19 protein-coding genes are annotated in these 16,589 nt (G+C 72.9%); all 19 read right to left on the bottom strand.

Going from position 1 to position 16,589, the window contains the following annotated elements:
* Positions 1 to 5: 5 nt before the first annotated feature.
* Complete coding sequence (gene lgt, locus E4V99_RS15005) at positions 6 to 989, bottom strand: prolipoprotein diacylglyceryl transferase (RefSeq protein ID WP_135117722.1); 984 nt, start codon at positions 987 to 989, stop codon at positions 6 to 8.
* A 36-nt stretch (positions 990 to 1,025) separates the two neighbouring features.
* Positions 1,026 to 1,826: a tryptophan synthase subunit alpha gene (gene trpA / locus E4V99_RS15000; RefSeq protein ID WP_135117721.1), complete on the bottom strand. Its 801-nt coding sequence runs from the start codon at positions 1,824 to 1,826 to the stop codon at positions 1,026 to 1,028.
* Positions 1,823 to 3,085: a tryptophan synthase subunit beta gene (gene trpB, locus E4V99_RS14995; protein WP_135117720.1), complete on the bottom strand. Its 1,263-nt coding sequence runs from the start codon at positions 3,083 to 3,085 to the stop codon at positions 1,823 to 1,825. Before trpB ends, trpA begins: the two co-directional genes overlap by 4 nt.
* Positions 3,082 to 3,858, bottom strand: a complete 777-nt coding sequence (gene trpC, locus E4V99_RS14990) for an indole-3-glycerol phosphate synthase TrpC (RefSeq protein ID WP_135066206.1) — start codon at positions 3,856 to 3,858, stop codon at positions 3,082 to 3,084. Before trpC ends, trpB begins: the two co-directional genes overlap by 4 nt.
* A gap of 2 nt (positions 3,859 to 3,860) precedes the next feature.
* Complete coding sequence (locus E4V99_RS14985; protein WP_135066209.1) at positions 3,861 to 4,091, bottom strand: DUF6704 family protein; 231 nt, start codon at positions 4,089 to 4,091, stop codon at positions 3,861 to 3,863.
* An 88-nt stretch (positions 4,092 to 4,179) separates the two neighbouring features.
* Positions 4,180 to 4,764, bottom strand: coding sequence for a Trp biosynthesis-associated membrane protein (locus E4V99_RS14980; RefSeq protein ID WP_135117719.1), 585 nt, complete (start codon positions 4,762 to 4,764; stop codon positions 4,180 to 4,182).
* On the bottom strand, positions 4,761 to 5,120 hold the full coding sequence (hisI, locus tag E4V99_RS14975) for a phosphoribosyl-AMP cyclohydrolase (RefSeq protein ID WP_135066215.1): 360 nt from the start codon (positions 5,118 to 5,120) through the stop codon (positions 4,761 to 4,763). The genes E4V99_RS14980 and hisI overlap by 4 nt, the downstream gene beginning before the upstream one ends.
* Entirely contained in the window at positions 5,117 to 5,881 is a 765-nt protein-coding gene (gene hisF, locus E4V99_RS14970; RefSeq protein ID WP_135071136.1) for an imidazole glycerol phosphate synthase subunit HisF, read from the bottom strand. Before hisF ends, hisI begins: the two co-directional genes overlap by 4 nt.
* A gap of 17 nt (positions 5,882 to 5,898) precedes the next feature.
* Entirely contained in the window at positions 5,899 to 6,741 is an 843-nt protein-coding gene (gene hisG, locus E4V99_RS14965; protein WP_135066218.1) for an ATP phosphoribosyltransferase, read from the bottom strand.
* A 44-nt stretch (positions 6,742 to 6,785) separates the two neighbouring features.
* Positions 6,786 to 7,049 carry a phosphoribosyl-ATP diphosphatase gene (locus tag E4V99_RS14960; RefSeq protein WP_135066221.1) on the bottom strand — a complete coding sequence of 88 codons (264 nt, stop codon included), beginning with the start codon at positions 7,047 to 7,049 and terminating at the stop codon, positions 6,786 to 6,788.
* 34 nt (positions 7,050 to 7,083) lie between these two features.
* Positions 7,084 to 7,773, bottom strand: a complete 690-nt coding sequence (gene rpe, locus E4V99_RS14955) for a ribulose-phosphate 3-epimerase (RefSeq protein ID WP_135117718.1) — start codon at positions 7,771 to 7,773, stop codon at positions 7,084 to 7,086.
* Between the two features lie 51 nt (positions 7,774 to 7,824).
* On the bottom strand, positions 7,825 to 9,189 hold the full coding sequence (locus E4V99_RS14950) for a transcription antitermination factor NusB (RefSeq protein WP_135117981.1): 1,365 nt from the start codon (positions 9,187 to 9,189) through the stop codon (positions 7,825 to 7,827).
* Positions 9,190 to 9,191: 2 nt separating this feature from the next.
* Positions 9,192 to 10,112, bottom strand: coding sequence for a methionyl-tRNA formyltransferase (fmt, locus tag E4V99_RS14945; protein WP_135117717.1), 921 nt, complete (start codon positions 10,110 to 10,112; stop codon positions 9,192 to 9,194).
* 8 nt (positions 10,113 to 10,120) lie between these two features.
* The gene (locus tag E4V99_RS14940; protein WP_135117716.1) at positions 10,121 to 12,091 is read right to left on the bottom strand and encodes a primosomal protein N'; all 1,971 of its coding nucleotides are present in this window, start codon (positions 12,089 to 12,091) and stop codon (positions 10,121 to 10,123) included.
* 27 nt (positions 12,092 to 12,118) lie between these two features.
* Positions 12,119 to 13,312: a methionine adenosyltransferase gene (metK, locus tag E4V99_RS14935; RefSeq protein WP_135117715.1), complete on the bottom strand. Its 1,194-nt coding sequence runs from the start codon at positions 13,310 to 13,312 to the stop codon at positions 12,119 to 12,121.
* Between the two features lie 105 nt (positions 13,313 to 13,417).
* Positions 13,418 to 13,672 (bottom strand): DNA-directed RNA polymerase subunit omega, encoded by a 255-nt coding sequence (gene rpoZ / locus E4V99_RS14930; RefSeq protein ID WP_135066236.1) that lies wholly within the window; start codon positions 13,670 to 13,672, stop codon positions 13,418 to 13,420.
* Between the two features lie 132 nt (positions 13,673 to 13,804).
* Positions 13,805 to 14,617 (bottom strand): ABC transporter permease, encoded by an 813-nt coding sequence (locus E4V99_RS14925; RefSeq protein WP_135117714.1) that lies wholly within the window; start codon positions 14,615 to 14,617, stop codon positions 13,805 to 13,807.
* A gap of 2 nt (positions 14,618 to 14,619) precedes the next feature.
* Positions 14,620 to 15,651, bottom strand: coding sequence for an aliphatic sulfonate ABC transporter substrate-binding protein (locus E4V99_RS14920; protein ID WP_135117713.1), 1,032 nt, complete (start codon positions 15,649 to 15,651; stop codon positions 14,620 to 14,622).
* The gene (locus E4V99_RS14915; protein WP_135117712.1) at positions 15,648 to 16,505 is read right to left on the bottom strand and encodes an ATP-binding cassette domain-containing protein; all 858 of its coding nucleotides are present in this window, start codon (positions 16,503 to 16,505) and stop codon (positions 15,648 to 15,650) included. Before E4V99_RS14915 ends, E4V99_RS14920 begins: the two co-directional genes overlap by 4 nt.
* Positions 16,506 to 16,589: the final 84 nt, after the last annotated feature.

The following is a 16,589-nucleotide window of genomic DNA, read 5'->3' as shown; positions in this document are numbered from 1 at the left end:
ATGTCCTAACTCGTGGCGGTCGTGCTTGTGGCGCTGCCGACGCGGGTCTCCGTCGCGGGCGGCTCGCTCACGTCGACGAAGTCGTTGGGGTCAGCCGATTGTACAGCGCCTTTCGCCTCCGCTTCGCGTCCCGGCTTGTACGGCGACGGCTCGTAGCCGGGGTGGCGGCGGCGCTGCACGAAGAAGATCACCAGACCCAGCACCACGCCCGCGATCGCGGCCCACACGTTGGTGCGCAGACCGAAGTAGATCTCGCTCGGATCGATGCGGATCGACTCCCACACGATGCGCCCGGCGCTGTACCAGATGAGGTAGACCGCGAACAGGCGCCCCCACTGCAGCCGGAAGCGCCGTCCGGCCCACAGCAGCACCGCCACGCCCAGCAGGTTCCAGATCACTTCGTAGAGGAACGTGGGGTGGAACAGCGTGCCCGGCTCCAGGCCTGCCGGGAAGGCGGGGTTGTCGGAGTCGATCTCCAGTCCCCACGGCAGGTCGGTGGGCTGGCCGAACAGCTCCTGGTTGAACCAGTTGCCGAAGCGGCCCAGCGCCTGCGCCAGCAGGAGCCCAGGAGCGATCGCGTCGGCGAGCGTCCAGAAGCGGATCCCGGTCCAGCGGCACCCGAGCCACGCGCCCACGGCGCCGCCGATCAGGGCGCCGTAGATGGCGATGCCGCCCTCCCAGATCCGGAACACCGCCCACACGTCCGCGCCCTCGCCGAAGTAGAAGCCGGGGTGGGTCAGCACGTGGTAGATCCGCGCCCCGATGATCGCCAGCGGAACGGCGAGCAGGGCGATGTCGATGACGACCCACGGCTCGGCGCCGCGGCGGGTCAGGCGCGCATTGGTCAGCAGCGTCGCGGCGATGATCCCGACGATGATGCACAGGGCGTAGAAGTGGATCCGCAGCGGGCCGAGGTCGATGTAGCTGATCTCGGGGCTCGGGATGCTGCCGAGCACGCCACTGAGGGCGCTCGAAGGGGCGAACGTCATGGGTTCGAGTCTAGGGCGCGCAGGGCGTGCGGGTGATCAGCGCGACGCGGGCTGCCGCACGGTGCCGCCGGCGAGGGCGCGGGCGGTCTCGCCGAGGCCGTCGAGGCCACGGTCCCGCAGTGCGCGCACGAGTGCCGTGCCCACGATCGCGCCGTCAGCGTAGTCCACGACGCCGGCGACGTGGTCGGGCGTGGAGATGCCGATGCCCACGCACGCGCGCTCGGCTCCCGCCGCGCGCAGGCGTCCGACGAGCGTGCGGGCGGCAGCATCCAGGTCGGCCCGCTCGCCGGTGATGCCCATCGTCGACACGGTGTACACGAAGCCCGTGGATGCCTTGGCGATCATGTCCAGTCGTTCGTCGCTGGAGGTGGGCGCGGCGAGGAACACGCGGTCAAGGCCCGTCCGCTTGCTCGCGGCGATCCACTCCCCCGCCTCTTCCGGCGTGATGTCGGGTGTGATCAGACCCGCCGCTCCGGCGTCCACCAGCGCGTCGGCGTATCGGTCGACGCCGTACTGCACGACGGGGTTCCAGTACGTCATGACCAGGACCGGGATCTCGACCCGGCTCGTGATCTCCGCGAGCGCGGGGAACAGGTCGCGCAGCCGGAAGCCGCCCGCCAGGGCCGCCTGCGTGGCCTCCTGGATGACCTCGCCATCCATGACGGGGTCGCTGTAAGGCGGACCGATCTCGAGCACGTCCGCGCCGCTGCGGGCCAGCTCCACGGCGGCTTCGATCCCGGTGCGCACATCGGGGAAGCCGGCCGGCAGGTAGCCGATGAACGCGCCGCGGCCCTGCGCGTGCGCCGCGTCGATGGCGGCGGCGACCCGCGAGGTCACAGCTCCACGCCCTCTCCGCTGGCCGCCTCGTCCGCGGGCGGGACGTTGACGATCTCGGCCTGCTGCGCGTCGTACAGCTGGAAGTAGCGCGCGGCGGTGTCCATGTCCTTGTCCCCCCGGCCCGACAGGCAGACCGCGATCACCGCGTCGGGGCCGAGCTCGGGCCCCAGGCGCAGCGCTCCGGCCAGAGCGTGCGCCGACTCGATCGCCGGGATGATGCCCTCGGTCCTGCTGAGCAGGCGCAGCGCCTGCATGGCCTCGTCATCGGTGGCCGGGATGTACTGGGCCCGGCCGATGGAGGCGAGCCACGCATGCTCGGGCCCGACCCCCGGGTAGTCCAGGCCGGCCGAGATGGAGTGCGACTCGACGGTCTGGCCGTCCTCGTCCTGCAGCACGAACGTCCGCGCACCGTGCAGGACGCCCGGCCGACCCCGCTCGATCGAGGCCGCGTGCCGCGGCGTGTCGACGCCGTCGCCGGCCGCCTCCACGCCGTACAGGCGCACGTCGTCATCGTCCAGGAAGGCGTCGAACATCCCGATCGCGTTGGATCCCCCGCCCACGCAGGCGAACACCGCGTCCGGAAGGCGCCCGACGTCCTCGAGGAGCTGGGCGCGGGCCTCCTCGCCGATCACCTTCTGGAAGTCGCGCACCATCGCGGGGAACGGATGCGGTCCCGCCGCCGTCCCGAAGATGTAGTTGGTCGTCTCCACGCTGCCCACCCAGTCGCGGTACGCCTCGTTGATGGCGTCCTTGAGGGTGCGCGAACCCGTGCGCACCGGGATGACCTCGGCGCCCAGGAGACGCATCCGTGCGACGTTGAGAGCCTGGCGCTCGGTGTCGACCTCGCCCATGTAGATCGTGCAGTCGAAGCCGAAGAGGGCGGCGGCCGTGGCCGTGGCCACCCCGTGCTGCCCCGCGCCGGTCTCGGCGATCACGCGGGTCTTGCCCAGTCGGCGGGTCAGCAGTGCCTGGCCGAGGACGTTGTTGATCTTGTGCGAGCCGGTGTGGTTGAGGTCTTCGCGCTTGAGGAAGATGCGAGCGCCGCCGGCGTGCTCGGCGAAGCGCGGCACCTCCGTGATCGGCGAGGGGCGCCCGGCGTAGCTGTGCAGCAGACCGCGGAACTCCTCCAGGAAGGCGGGGTCGGCCATGGCCGATTCGTAGACGGCGGTGAGCTCGTCGATGGCGGCGATGAGGGATTCGGGCATGTAGCGCCCGCCGAAGTCCCCGAAGAACGGGCCGGTTTCCGAACGCAGGCTCATGCGGATGCTCCCAAGAAGGCACGAAGGGTCGCGACGGGGTCCCCGGTGACGAGGGCTTCCCCGATCAGCACGGCGTCGGCGCCGGCTGCGCGGTAGTGGGCGACGTCGTCGGGACTGAGTACGGCCGATTCGGCCACCTTGATCGCGTCGGCCGGCAGACGGTCGACGAGGCGTCCGAACAGGTCGCGATCCAGGGCGAACGTCGACAGGTCGCGCGCGTTGACCCCGACCAGGCGCGCTCCGATGTCGGCGGCGCGCGCAGCCTCGTCGGCGGAGTGCGTCTCCACCAGCGGGGTCATCCCGAGGTCCAGGACGAGCTGGTGCAGTTCGGCGAGCAGCGGCTGTTCGAGCGCGGCCACGATCAGCAGGACCAGGTCGGCGCCGGCCGCACGGGCCTCGAGCACCTGGTACGGCGTCGCGATGAAATCCTTGCGCAGCACCGGCAGCGAGACGGCGGCCTTGACCGCCTCGAGGTCGGCGAGGCTGCCTTTGAACCGGCGCTCCTCGGTGAGCACCGAGATCGCGGATGCGCCGCCCTCCTCGTACAGCCGGGCCTGGGCGGCGGGGTCGGGGATGTCGGCGAGGTCGCCGCGCGAAGGGCTCGCGCGCTTGACCTCGGCGATGATCCGGACGCGGTCGGCCGGTGCGAGCGCGGCCAGCGCGTCACGCGCGGGCGTCTGGCTGAGCGCGGCACGCTCGACCTCGGCCGGCGGCCGCACGAGGGACCGCCGCTCGGCGTCCTCCACGGCGCCGGCGGTGAGGTCGGCGAGCATGTTCAATGCTCTTTGGGGGTGTACTTCGCGCCGCCGACGCCGTAACCGGCCTTCGACATGCCCCAGCCCACGAGCAGGCCCACGACCACCAGGGCGGCGGAGGCCCACACGAGCCACTGGAGATCGAGGAAGAACGCGGTGGTCCCGATCGCGATCGCGACGAGCATGATCGTCACGGCCGTCCACGCGGCCGGCGAGTGTCCGTGACCGGGGTCGCCGATGTTGCTGCTCATGGGTCTCCTTCGGGTGCGGGCACGGCGTGTCGTGTGCCGTGCAAGTCTATCGGTGCCTCCGCCGCCTCCGAGCACGGCGCGGCCGGACTCAGCGCGTGGGGTCCTCGCCGCGCGAGAGGTCGTCCCACGAGTCGATGGCGTCGGACGGTCGTGAGCCCGCCGGCCCCGGGGCCGTGCGGTATCGCCGGTCGGCACCGCTGCGCCAGCGGCGTGCCGTGACGATCGTGAACAGGCTCGCGGCGGCCAGAACGATCTGCGCGGCGAGGGTCAGCGCCGGCCACGGGGTGGTTCCGATGCTCTCCACCAGGCGCCCCACGCCCTCGACGCCGGAGATCCCGGTCGCCGCGCTCACGGTGGCGGCGACCGCGGTGACCGGCGGCGCGAATGCGATGACCGCCGACAGCCATCCCAGGACGGCGGCGATGGCGAGCCCGATGGCTCCGAACACGACGCGCACCACGGTGCCCACGATCGACAGCGCCGCCCCGAGTGCCAGTGCGGCGAGGCTGAGGGGCGTCAGGACCGGCAGGGCCGCGGCCCCGGGGACCAGGAGCGGCTCAGCGGAGCCGTCGGCGAGCACGACGGTGAGCCAGGTCTGGGTCGCCGAGATCACGCCGGTTGCCCCCGCAGCGAGGGTCGCGACGACGGCGATGAGACGCGCGCGCCGGATCATGACGTCGCGTCCGCCACCGGCTCGAGGTCGTCCGCGTCGAAGCACGTCCGGGTGCCGGTGTGGCAGGCGGGGCCCACCTGTTCCACCTGGATGAGCAGCGCGTCTCCGTCGCAGTCCAGGCGCGCGCCGCGCACGAGCTGGATGTGACCGGAGGTGTCGCCCTTGCGCCAGTACTCCTGCCGTGACCGCGACCAGAAGGTCACGCGCCCGCTGGTGAGCGTCCGGCGCAGCGCCTCGGCATCCATCCATCCCAGCATGAGCACCTCGCCGGAGTCCCACTGCTGGATGATCGCCGGCGCGAGTCCTTCGGGGGTGAAGGCCACCCGCGCGATGCGCTCTTCCACGCTCTCGGTCATCGGCGCACCTCGATTCCGTCCGCGGCCAGGGCCGCTTTCACATCTCCCACGGTGAGGGCGCCCGTGTGGAACACCGATGCGGCAAGCACCGCGTCGGCGCCGGCGTGGATGGCGGGGGCGAAATGCTCCACCGCTCCGGCGCCGCCCGAGGCGATGACGGGGACGCTGGCGACCTCGCGCATGAGCGCGACCAGTTCCAGATCGAAGCCCGCCTTCGTGCCGTCGGCGTCGATGGAGTTCACCAGGAGTTCGCCGGCGCCGCGCTCGATCGCCTCACGCGCCCACGCGAGCGCGTCCAGTGAGGTCTCGGTGCGACCGCCGTGGGTGGTGACCACGAAGCCGGAGGGGGTCGTGGCGGACCGCTTGACGTCGAGGGAGAGGACGAGCACCTGCGCCCCGAACCGGTCGGCGATGTCATCCACCAGCGAGGGCCGGGCGATCGCGGCGGAATTGACGCCGACCTTGTCGGCGCCCACTCCGAGCAGCCGGGCGACGTCGTCGGCCGAGCGGACGCCGCCGCCGACGGTGAGCGGGATGAAGACCTCTTCCGCGGTGCGCCGGACGACGTCGTACGTCGTCGCGCGCTCGTCCACCGTCGCTGTGACGTCGAGGAACGTGATCTCGTCGGCGCCCTGATCGAAGTACAGCCGGGCCAGCTCCACCGGGTCGCCCATGTCGCGGAGGTTCTCGAAGTTCACGCCCTTGACCACGCGACCGGCGGCCACATCCAGGCAGGGGATGACGCGGCGGGCGAGGGACATCGTGAGGGCCTCCCCGGTCACAGCCGCGCCGCGTGGATCTCGGTCACGAGGATCGCACGGGCTCCGATGGCGTACAGCGCGTCCATCACCTGGTTCACGCCGCGGCGGGGGCTCATGACGCGCACCGCGACCCATTCCGGATCGCGCAGCGGCGAGATGGTGGGTGACTCGATCCCCGGCGCGACGGCGACGGCGTCGTCGACCAGCCGCGCGGGCAGGTCGTAGTCGATGAGCACGTAGCGGCGGGCCACGAGGACGCCCCGCAGGCGCCGCAGCAGGGTGTCGGTGCCCTCGGCGTCGCGGGGACCGGCGATGAGCACCGCCTCGGAGTGCAGCAGCGCCGGGCCGAAGATCTCCAGCCCCGCCTGACGCAGCGTCGTGCCCGTGGACACGACATCGGCGACGGCATCGGCGACGCCCAGTTGTACGGCGGATTCGACCGCGCCGTCCAGCGGGACCAGGTCGACGGCGATGCCGCGTTCGTCGAGGAATCCGTCGACCAGACCCGGGTAGGCCGTCGCCACGCGGGTGCCCTCGAGGTCGGCGAGCTCGGTGAAGCGTCCGGGCGGGCCGGCGAAGCGGAAGGTGGAGTCGCCGAAGCCGAGCGCTTCGATCTCGCGCGCCCCGGGCATGCGGGCATCCAGCAGGAGATCGCGGCCGGTGAGGCCCACGTCCAGGGCGCCGGAGCCGACGTAGGTGGCGATGTCGCGAGGGCGGAGGTAGAAGAACTCGACCTCGTTCGCGGGGTCGATCACATGGAGGTCTTTGGGGTCACGCCGGCCGGTGTATCCGGCCTCCGAGAGCATCTCGGAGGCGGTGTCGGCGAGCGAGCCCTTGTTCGGCACGGCGATGCGCAGCATGACGGGGCTTTCGTAGGAGGGGTGAACGGGCCGGCGAGGGATGCTCAGAGATGTCGGTAGACGTCCTGGAGGGTGAGGCCCTTGGCGAGCATGAGCACCTGCAGGTGGTACAGCAGCTGGGAGATCTCCTCGGCCGTGGCGTCGTCGGATTCGTACTCCGCGGCCATCCACACCTCGGCCGCTTCCTCGACGACCTTCTTGCCGATCGTGTGGATTCCCGCATCCAGTTGCGCGACGGTCCCCGAGCCGGCGGGACGCTCGGTGGCCTTCGCGCTCAGCTCAGCGAACAGGGCGTCGAAGGTCTTCACACAGCCAGAGTATCGAACCTGCGGCGCCTCCCGGTCAGGGTGCGGCGTGGTGACGGCGCGCGAGGCTGCGCAGGTGCGCGATCGCGGCGTCCGGATCGTCGGATCCGAACACGGCCGATCCGGCGACGAACGTGTCGGCGCCCGCCTCGGCGGCCTGGGCGATCGTGGACTCGGAGATGCCCCCGTCGACCTGGAACCACACCGCCGAGCCGCGCCGTCGCGCTTCGGCCACGAGCGCACGCAGCTTGGGCATCGTCTCCGCGCGGAACGACTGACCACCGAACCCGGGTTCCACCGTCATGACCAGGACCTGGTCGAACTCGTCGAGCACGTCGTACAGCGACTCCCCCGCTGTGTCCGGCTTGATGGCGACGCCCGCGCGCGCTCCGGCGGCGCGCAGGGTCCGTGCCAGGGTCACCGGCTCGGCGGAGGCCTCCAGATGGAAGGTGACAGAGGCCGCCCCCAGTTCGGCATACCCGGGTGCCCAGCGCTCGGGTTCGTCGATCATGAGATGCACGTCCAGCGGCACGGGGCTGGTCTCCTGGATGCGCCCGACCATCTGCGGACCGAACGTGAGGTTGGGGACGAAGTGGTTGTCCATGACGTCCACGTGCACGAAGTCCGCCCCGGCGATGCGCGCGAGCTCGGACTGCATGTTCACGAAATCGGCGGCGAGGATGCTGGGGTTGATCCGGACGGCGCCGGACTCGCGGGAGGGGGTCACGGCTCCATTATCGTCACCGCGTCCATCGTCACGGCGTCCATCGGGACGGTGTCACGCGCGCTTGCGCAGCAGCGCGATCGACATCGCATCGGTGCCGTGCCGGTGCGGCCACAGCTGTGCGCGCCCGGATCCGTCACTCTGATCGGGCAGCTCGATGGGAGATCGGGAGACCTCGCGCAGCACGGCGCGCGCGTCGAGCTCCTCGACGGCGTCCCCGAGCTCGCGGCGGACGTCGGCGACGACGCCGGCGGTCTCGGCCAGGTGCGGCGAGCACGTGACGTACGCGACGATGCCCCCCGGGCGCAGCCCCTCCACCGCGGCGAGCACGAGCTCGCGCTGCAGCGTCGCCAGCGGTGGGACGGCGGCGGGCGTCTTGCGCCAGCGCGCCTCCGGGCGGCGCCGGAGGGCGCCGATCCCGGTGCACGGCGCGTCGACGAGGATGCGGTCGTAGGCGCCTGGCGTGGAGGCGGCGCGGGTGCGTCCGTCCTCCTCGGAGACGGGGACCTCCATCGGCACGGCCGCGACCGAGCGGCGCACCAGTTCGGCGCGTGCGGGGACCAGTTCGTTGGCCTCCAGTGACGCGCCGGCAGCGAGCGCTTCGGCCGCCAGCAGGGCCGTCTTGCCGCCGGGTCCTGCGCACAGGTCGAGCCACCGCTCCCCGGGGCGGATCGCGCTCGCGCGGCTGAGGGCGAGGGCGGCCAGCTGCGAGCCCTCGTCCTGCACGCGGACGCGCCCGCCGCTGGCCGACACGGCGGCGTCGGGGTCGCCGCCGGCCAACGGGAACGCGTACGGCGAGTACTGGCCGCGCGGTGCGTCGGCGGGGACGGGGGCGAGCCCGGGAAGAGCGGCGAGGGTCACCCGTGGCGCGGCGTTGTCGGCCATGAGCAGCGCGTCCAGCTCGTCCGCACGGCCTTCGGCGGCCAGGGCGCGGCGGAAGGCGCGCACGATCCACACGGGATGCGAGGACGCAAGGGAGATGCGCTCGTCGTTCGAGCGCGCGGACTCGCCCACGCGCTGCAGCCACTCGCCGGGCGTTCCGCGCGCCACGCGGCGGAGCACCGCGTTGGCGAAGCCGGCGGGACCCTTCCCGCCGGCGCGGCGCACGAGTTCGACCGACTCGTTCACGGCGGCGTGGGAGGCCACTCTCGTGGACAGGATCTGGTGCACCCCCAGGCGCAGCGCGTCGCGGACCGGCGGATCGATGTCCTCGATGCGGCGGTCGGCGGCCAGGGCGATCACGGCGTCGTACGTGCCCCGACGGCGCAGAGTGCCGTAGGTGAGCTCGGTCGCGAGGGCGGCGTCCTTGGCGTCCAGACCGGCGCGCTCGATCGCATGCGGTAGCAGGAGGTTCGCGTACGCGTCGGCCTCGTCCACGGCACGCAGGACGTCGTAGGCGACCCGTCGTGCGCCCTGCACGCTCACGATCCCACCCGCGGACGCTCGGCGCGCAGGCCTCGCCACCAGTCGCCGGCGGCCATGGCGCCTCGGCCGGCCGGCTGCACCGTGACCAGCTGCACGGGGCGCGTGGCGGTCCCGGCGAGGACGCGGCGGTCGGTGAGGGCGAGCTCACCAGGCGCGAGCGCCGGCGCGTCGGCCGGTGCGGCGGCGCCCTGCACGATCTTCAGTCGCGCGCCGTCGACGGTGGTGTGCGCGCCGGGTTCGGGGGTCACGCCGCGGATGCGGGCGAGGATGCTCTCCGCGTCCGCCGTCCAGTCGATCGCGCCGTCGGCGAGGGTGAGCTTGGGGGCGAAGGTGGGTTCTCCGACCTGCGGGACGGCGGCGGCGCGGCCGTCGGCGATGTCGTCGACGACGCGAGCGAGCAGCCCGGCGCCCGAAAGCGCGAGCGCGTCGAGGGCCTCGCCGGCGGTGAGGTCACCCGCGGGAGAGGCCTCCTCGGCGAACACCGGTCCGGCGTCCAGCTCAGGGACGAGCTGGAACACGCTGGCGCCGAGAGTGTCGTCGCCGGCGATGAGCGCCCGCTGTACGGGCGCTGCCCCCCGCCAGCGCGGCAGCAGGGAGAAGTGCAGGTTGATCCATCCGTGCGCGGGGGTCGACAGCAGGGGTTCGCGCACCAGGCCGCCGTAGGCGACGATGACGCCGAGATCGGGGGCCAGCGCGGCCACGGCGCCGGTGACTTCGGCATCCAGCCGGTCGGCCTTGATCACGTCGATCCCCAGGTCGGCCGCGGCCTGCGCCACCGGAGAGGGCGTGAGCACGCGCTTGCGACCGAGCGGGGCGTCGGTGCGCGTGAGCACCGCGACGACCTCGTGCGGCCCGGCCGCCAGGGCGCGCAGAGAGGGGACGGCCGCGGTGGGCGTGCCGGCGAAGACGAGGCGCATGGTTCTCCTCACAGGTCCGGTTCGGGGATGTCGAACCGGACTCTGAGTGTATTGCGGGCAGGGGTGCCCTTCCCGCGCGTGCGGGCACGCGCCCGTGCGGCGTCGGCCACGACGGCTGCCCGCAGGCTCTCCGCGACGGCGCGGCCGGTGGCGTAGTCGAAACGGACGAGGGCGCGCGCGGTGGGCGTGTCGGGGGCGCTCGTGCGAGGGACGGGTCCGAGGATCGCGTGCGGCCCGAGGTCGGGCACCTCCGCGCGCAGCTCCGCCAGCGCCTCGTCGACGGCGCGGAGGGGGCCCTCCACCGAGGCCAGCCGCACGGCGGGCGGCATGTGCAGCGGTGCGCGTTCGGCGAGCTCGCTGCGGGCGTAGGTGGCCTGCGTCCACGTTGCCAGGGCGCGGGCGACCGGCCCGGTGACGCCGACGAGGTGCACGGGTGCGCCGGGCGCGGCGAGGGCGGCGGCATCGGACCACCAGCGCAGGCAGTCCTCGCCGATGCGGAGCGCTTCGGACAGCAGCATCCGCTCGCCGTCGAGCAGGACGATCGCCGCGTACCCGCCGGGGGCGAACGGCTCGGCCCCGCGCGTGGCGACCACGAGCGCCGGCCGGGCCTCGATCTCGGCGACGGGGTGCGCGCCGTCGGAGACGATCACACGCACCCCGGGGAAGGCGCGCCCGAGCTCGTCGGCCGTGCGCTCGGTGCCGGAAGAGGCCATCCGCAGCTTCTCCGACTGGCAGTGGGGGCACGTCCATCCGTGGGCGGCGCGTCCGCACCACGCGCACGTGGGGACCGCGCCCGGACGCGCCGCGCGCAGCGGACCCGCGCACGCCGCGCAGCGCGCCGGACGCCGGCACTCCGCGCACACGAGCGAGGGCGCATATCCCGGGCGGGAGACCTGGACGAGCACCGGGCCGTGCGCGACGGCCTCGCGCGCGGCCTGGAAGGCGCTCGAGGGTACGCGCGACCCGCGCTCCCCCTCCCGGGTCGCGCTCAGCACCACTCGGGGCGATGTGCGGCGGGCGGCGGCGATCTCGCGCACCCAGCGCACGTCCACGAGGCGCTGGACGTCGGTCGTGCGGGTGTGACCGGCGAACAGCAGCGCCGACCCCTCCAGCTCCTGGCGCACCAGCGCGGCGTCGCGGGCGTGCACGCCCGGGCTCAGCGGCTCCGACAGCAGCGGGTCGCCGTCGTCCCAGATCGCGACGAGGCCCGCGCGTACGGGCGCGTACACCGCCGAGCGGCGTCCGATGACGACGCACGGAGCGTCGGCCAGGGTGCGCAGGAACTGCGCGTACCGCGCCGGCCCGGACTGATCGGAGTCGTCGCGGACGACCGCGTCCGGCGGGACGAAGGCCGCCAGCGCGCGCTCCAGCTGGGCCTGGTCGCGGTAATCGGGCACGACGAGGATGGCACTGCGTCCGTCGGCCAGCTCGCGTGCCGCAGCCGCCGCCAGGAGCACCGCCCACGCCCCGGCCGGAACATCGCGCGCGGGCCTGGGCGGAGCATCCACGGCCATGCGCTCCCCCGCCCGGATGCCCGCGGTGAGTTCGGGGTACTCCGCCAGCACGGCGTCGGCGCGGGCGAGCGCGTCCGCGTCCACCTCCGGCGGGCCCGGCGGATCGGCCGCCAGCCACGCCTTCTCGGCGCGGACCATGCGCTTGGGGATCGCCAGGCGCAGGATGTCGGCGGCCGAACCGGCGGCGCGATCGGCGACGCGGCGGGCCAGCGCGTACAGCGCGGGGGGCAGCACCGGCACGGTGGACACGACGGTCTCGAGCATCGAGAGCGGGCGATCGCCGTCGTCCTCGTCGTCGACCTCGACGACGAACCCGTCGATCATGCGTCCGGCCGAGCGCAGCGGGACGCGCACGCGCACGCCGGGTTCTACGTCGACGCCGTCCGGGAGGGCGTAGTCGAACAGCCGGTCGAGCTGCGGCAGGGGGGAATCCAGCAGCACGCGCGCGACGCGTCGGGCGGTCATGTGCTCGCCCCGCCGAGCGGGTGCACGTCAGAGCCCGGCGGCGGTGCGCAGCTCGTCGACGCGGTCTGTGCGCTCCCACGTGAAGTCGGGCAGCTCGCGGCCGAAATGACCGTATGCGGCGGTCTGGGCGTAGATGGGGCGCAGCAGGTCCAGCGAGTCGATGATGGCCTTGGGGCGCAGATCGAACACGTCCAGGATCGCCCGCGTGATCGATTCGTCGGGCACGCGGCCCGTGCCGAAGCTCTCCACGTACAGGCCCACCGGGCTCGCCTTGCCGATGGCGTAGGCGATCTGCACCTCGAGGCGGTCGGCCAGACCCGCCGCGACGGCGTTCTTGGCGACCCAGCGCATCGCGTACGCCGCCGAGCGGTCGACCTTCGACGGGTCCTTGCCGCTGAACGCGCCACCGCCGTGGCGGGCGGCTCCCCCGTAGGTGTCGATGATGATCTTGCGTCCGGTCAGGCCCGCGTCGCCCTTGGGTCCGCCGACGACGAACGGGCCTGCGGGGTTGATGTAGTACTTCACATCCGGCAGGTCCAGTCCCGTGTCGGCCAGGACGGGCTCGATCACCTCTGCCCGCACGAGCGCCCGCAGCTCCTCCTGGGAGATGTCGGGGTGGTGCTGGGTGGACAGCACGACCGACTCCACGGTGCGCGGAGTCTGCCCGTCGTACCCGAGGGTGACCTGCGTCTTGCCATCGGGCCGCAGGAACGGCAGTCGCCCGTCGCGCCGTGCGTCGGCGAGGCGCTCGGCCATCCGGTGGGCCGTCCAGCTGGCCATCGGCATGAGCTGCGGGGTCTCGGTGGTGGCGAAGCCGAACATGATGCCCTGGTCGCCGGCGCCCTGCTCGTCGCGCGGATCGACCGAGCCGCGCTCGCGCTGCTCGAACGCCTTGTTCACCCCGGCGGCGATGTCGGAGGATTGCGCCCCGATCGACACGCTCACTCCGCACGACTCGCCGTCGAATCCCGTGTCGCTCGAGGTGTAGCCGATGCGGTTGACCACGTCTCGCACGATCGCGGGGATCTCGACGTACGCGCTCGTGGAGACTTCGCCGGCGACGTGGACGAGGCCCGTCGTGACGAGCGTCTCCACCGCGACGCGCCCGGTGGGGTCCTCACGGAGGATCGCGTCCAGGATGCTGTCGGAGATCTGGTCGCAGATCTTGTCCGGGTGCCCCTCCGTGACGGATTCGGAGGTGAACAGCCGCAGTTCGGTCATGGATGCTCCCTCGGGCGCAGGCCGGAGTCGGGTGGATCGGGTACGGGCACGAGTATGCCCCGGGCGGCGGACAGCCGACCGGGGCGACTCAGGCCCGGCGTGGGGTCACTCGGCGTGACGCAGGCGCAGCTTGTCTTCGTGGATCTCGTGCAGCGCGATCGTCAGCGGCTTGTCCTCGACGGTGGAGTCCACGAGCGGCCCGACGTTGTCGAAGAGGTTGCCCTCGTGCAGGTCGGAGTAGTAGTCGTTGATCTGGCGCGCACGCTTCGAGGCGTAGATCACGAGCTGGTACTTGGAGTCCACCTTCTCGAGCAGGCTGTCGATGGGGGGATCGATGATGCCCTGGTTCGTTCCGGCCATGGGAGGTCCTCCTGAAGGGTGGCGGATGGGGTGTCGCGGACGCATCCGCGGAGATCTACGGTGTGACGGCGCGGGATGCGCGCACACGCATCCCGCCATTCTACGCCGGATCCGCCGGGAGCCGCTCCCGATTCACGTCCACCGCGCGAGGAGCCGGCGCTGTGCGACGGTGACGAGGCCGTTGCTCGCGGCGCCGAGCACAGCCAGCAGCACGATGGCCAGGAGAATGCGGTCGACGCGCCCCGTGCTCTGGGAGTCGGTGAGGAGGAACCCCAGACCCATCGCGGCGGCCACGAGCTCGGCGGCGACGAGGAACAGCCAGGACTGAGCCAGCGCCAGGCGCAGGCCCGACACGACGGCCGGCACCACCGCAGGAAGCTGCACGGCGCGCAGCAGTGCGCCGCCGCGCAGGCCGAAGGTGCGGCCCATCTCCACGAGGTGCGGATCCACGTACCGCAGCGCCGGGCTCACGGTCGTGAACACGGGGAAGAACGCGCCGATCGCGATGAGGGTGACCTTGGAGTCCTCCCCGATCCCCATCCACAGCACGAGCAGGGGGACCAGCGCGAGCGACGGGATCGCGCGCAGCGCCGCGAGGGAGGGCGTCAGTACGACGTCGCCGATGCGCGTGAGCCCCACCATCGCGGCGACGAGCAGGCCGGCGACGGATCCGATGGCGAAGCCCAGCAGGATGCGCTGCACCGAGATGGCGACGTGCAGCCACAGCTGCCCGCTCTCGGCGAGCTGCACGGCGGCTTCGACCACCGCGGCCGGGGGCGGGAGCCGGTAGGGCGGCACGAGGCCGGACGCCGTGACCGCCTGCCACACCGCGAGCACCGCGAGCGGCAGCAGCATCCCGCCCGCGATGCGTGCGGCGCGACGCCGGCTCGGCCGCGTCGGCCGGGCAGCAGGAGCCGCGGCGGTGGCGGTGGCGGTGGCGGTCATCGTCACTCCGTCGCGGCGCGGGCGAAGTCGGGGTGGACGATGCTCTGCAGGGCGGCGTCGACGGCGGACTGACCGCCGGAGACGGCATCGGAGTCGACGAGCACGGGTGCGATCCGCTCCAGCACGTCCCGCTGCGCCGCGCCGGGGACGCCGTCGACGTCGAGGTTCGTCCGTTCCCGGATGACCGTGGTCGCCACCGCGAGGTCGATGCCGGCGATCTCGGCCAGGAGCTCGGCCGTCTCCTCGGGGTGGGCGATCGCCCACGTGCGGGCCTGTTCGTAGGCGTCCACGACGACCTGGGCGAGGTCGGGATGCTCGGTGATGAACTCCTCGGTGGCGTTGAGGAAGCCGAAGGAGTTGAAGTCCACGTCGCGGTACAGCAGCGTGGCCCCCGATTCCACCTCCGCCGCGGCCATGATCGGGTCAAGGCCCGCCCATGCGTCGACGGAACCGGCCTCCAGCGCGGATCTGCCGTCGGCGTGCTGGAGGTTCTGCACCGCCACGTCGCCGACCGACAGGCCTTCGGCTTCGAGGGCCTGGAGGAGGAAGAAGTACGGGTCGGTGCCCGCGGTGGCGGCGATGGTCGCGCCCCGCAGGTCGGCAACGGACGTGATCGGGCTGCCCGCGGGCACCACGATCGCCGACCACTCCGGCTGCGAGTACACGTCGATCACCTGGATCGGGGACCCGTTCGCGCGGGCCAGCAGAGCGGCCGATCCCGCCGTGGACCCCACGTCGAGCGACCCGGAGCGCAGCAGCTCGTTGGCCTTGTTCGATCCGGCCGACTGCACCCATTCCACGGTGACCTCCTCGCCGAGCGCCACCTCGAGAAGTCGCTGGTCCTTCACGACGAGGCTCAGCGGGTTGTACGTGGCGAAGTCGATCGACAGGGTGTCGGACGACCATCCCGCCGCAGCGTCCTCGGCAGGGGCGGCGGCTCCGGCTCGTTCACCGGCGAGGCATCCCGTGGCGGCCAGCATCATCGCGCCGGCGAGGACGATCGCGGGGACGGTGCGGCGGATGACGGGGCTCATCGGTTCTCCTGGGGGGTGGGGTGGTGGGTGTCGACGCCGAGCCCCTCCAGGAGCTCAGCACGCAGGTGGGCCAGGGCGCGGTCGGCGCGATCGCGCGGGCGGCGGCCGGGGACGCTCAGCGTGCGGGCCACCGAGCCGCCGCGCTCGTCCAGCGATCGCAGCAGCAGCACGCGATCGGCCAGATACAGTGCTTCCTCCACGTCGTGCGTGACGAGGACCACGGTGGTGGGCCGGGCGTCGTGGATCTGCCGCAGCAGCTCCTGCATCCGCAGGCGGGTCAGCGCGTCCAGTGCGCCGAACGGCTCGTCCAGCAGCAGCACGTCCGGGTCGCGGGCCAGGGCGCGGGCGAGCGCGGCGCGCTGGGCCATCCCGCCGGAGACCTCACGGGGTCGCTGGGCGGCGGCGTGGTCGAGACCGACGAGGTTCAGCAGTTCGGCCACCCGCTCGCGGGCGGCGCGCGCGGCGGTTCCGCGCGGCAGCCCGAGCGCGACGTTGTGCGCGATCGTGCGCCACGGCAGCAGGCGCGGCTCCTGGAAGGCCACCGCGGTGCGCTCGTCGGTATCGGTCACCGGCGCGCCACTGACCTGCACCGTGCCGGCGGTGGGGGCGTCGAGGCCGCCGATCAGTCGCAGCAGGGTCGATTTCCCCGCACCGGAGGGCCCGATGACGGCGACGATCTCGCCGGCGGCGATGTCGAGGTCGATCCCCCGCAGCACGTCGCGCGCTCCGTGGGCGGTCGGGAACGTGCGCCCGAGTCCGCGCGCCCGCACGGCCGGAGTCACGACCTCCGCCGTCGAGGCGCGGGCGGCCTCGTCCGGCAGGAGGGTGCGTGGATCCGTGGTGGTGGCGGGCATCGCCCCATGCTCGCGCACGGGCGCCGGATCTCCAGGGGCGGCGTAACGTCGCGACATCCGCCGCTCCGGTAGCCCGGGCGGCCG

This window comes from Microbacterium sp. dk485 (assembly GCF_004570445.1).
Taxonomy (GTDB): domain Bacteria; phylum Actinomycetota; class Actinomycetes; order Actinomycetales; family Microbacteriaceae; genus Microbacterium; species Microbacterium wangchenii.
This window is presented reverse-complemented; position numbering and strand designations above follow the sequence as displayed.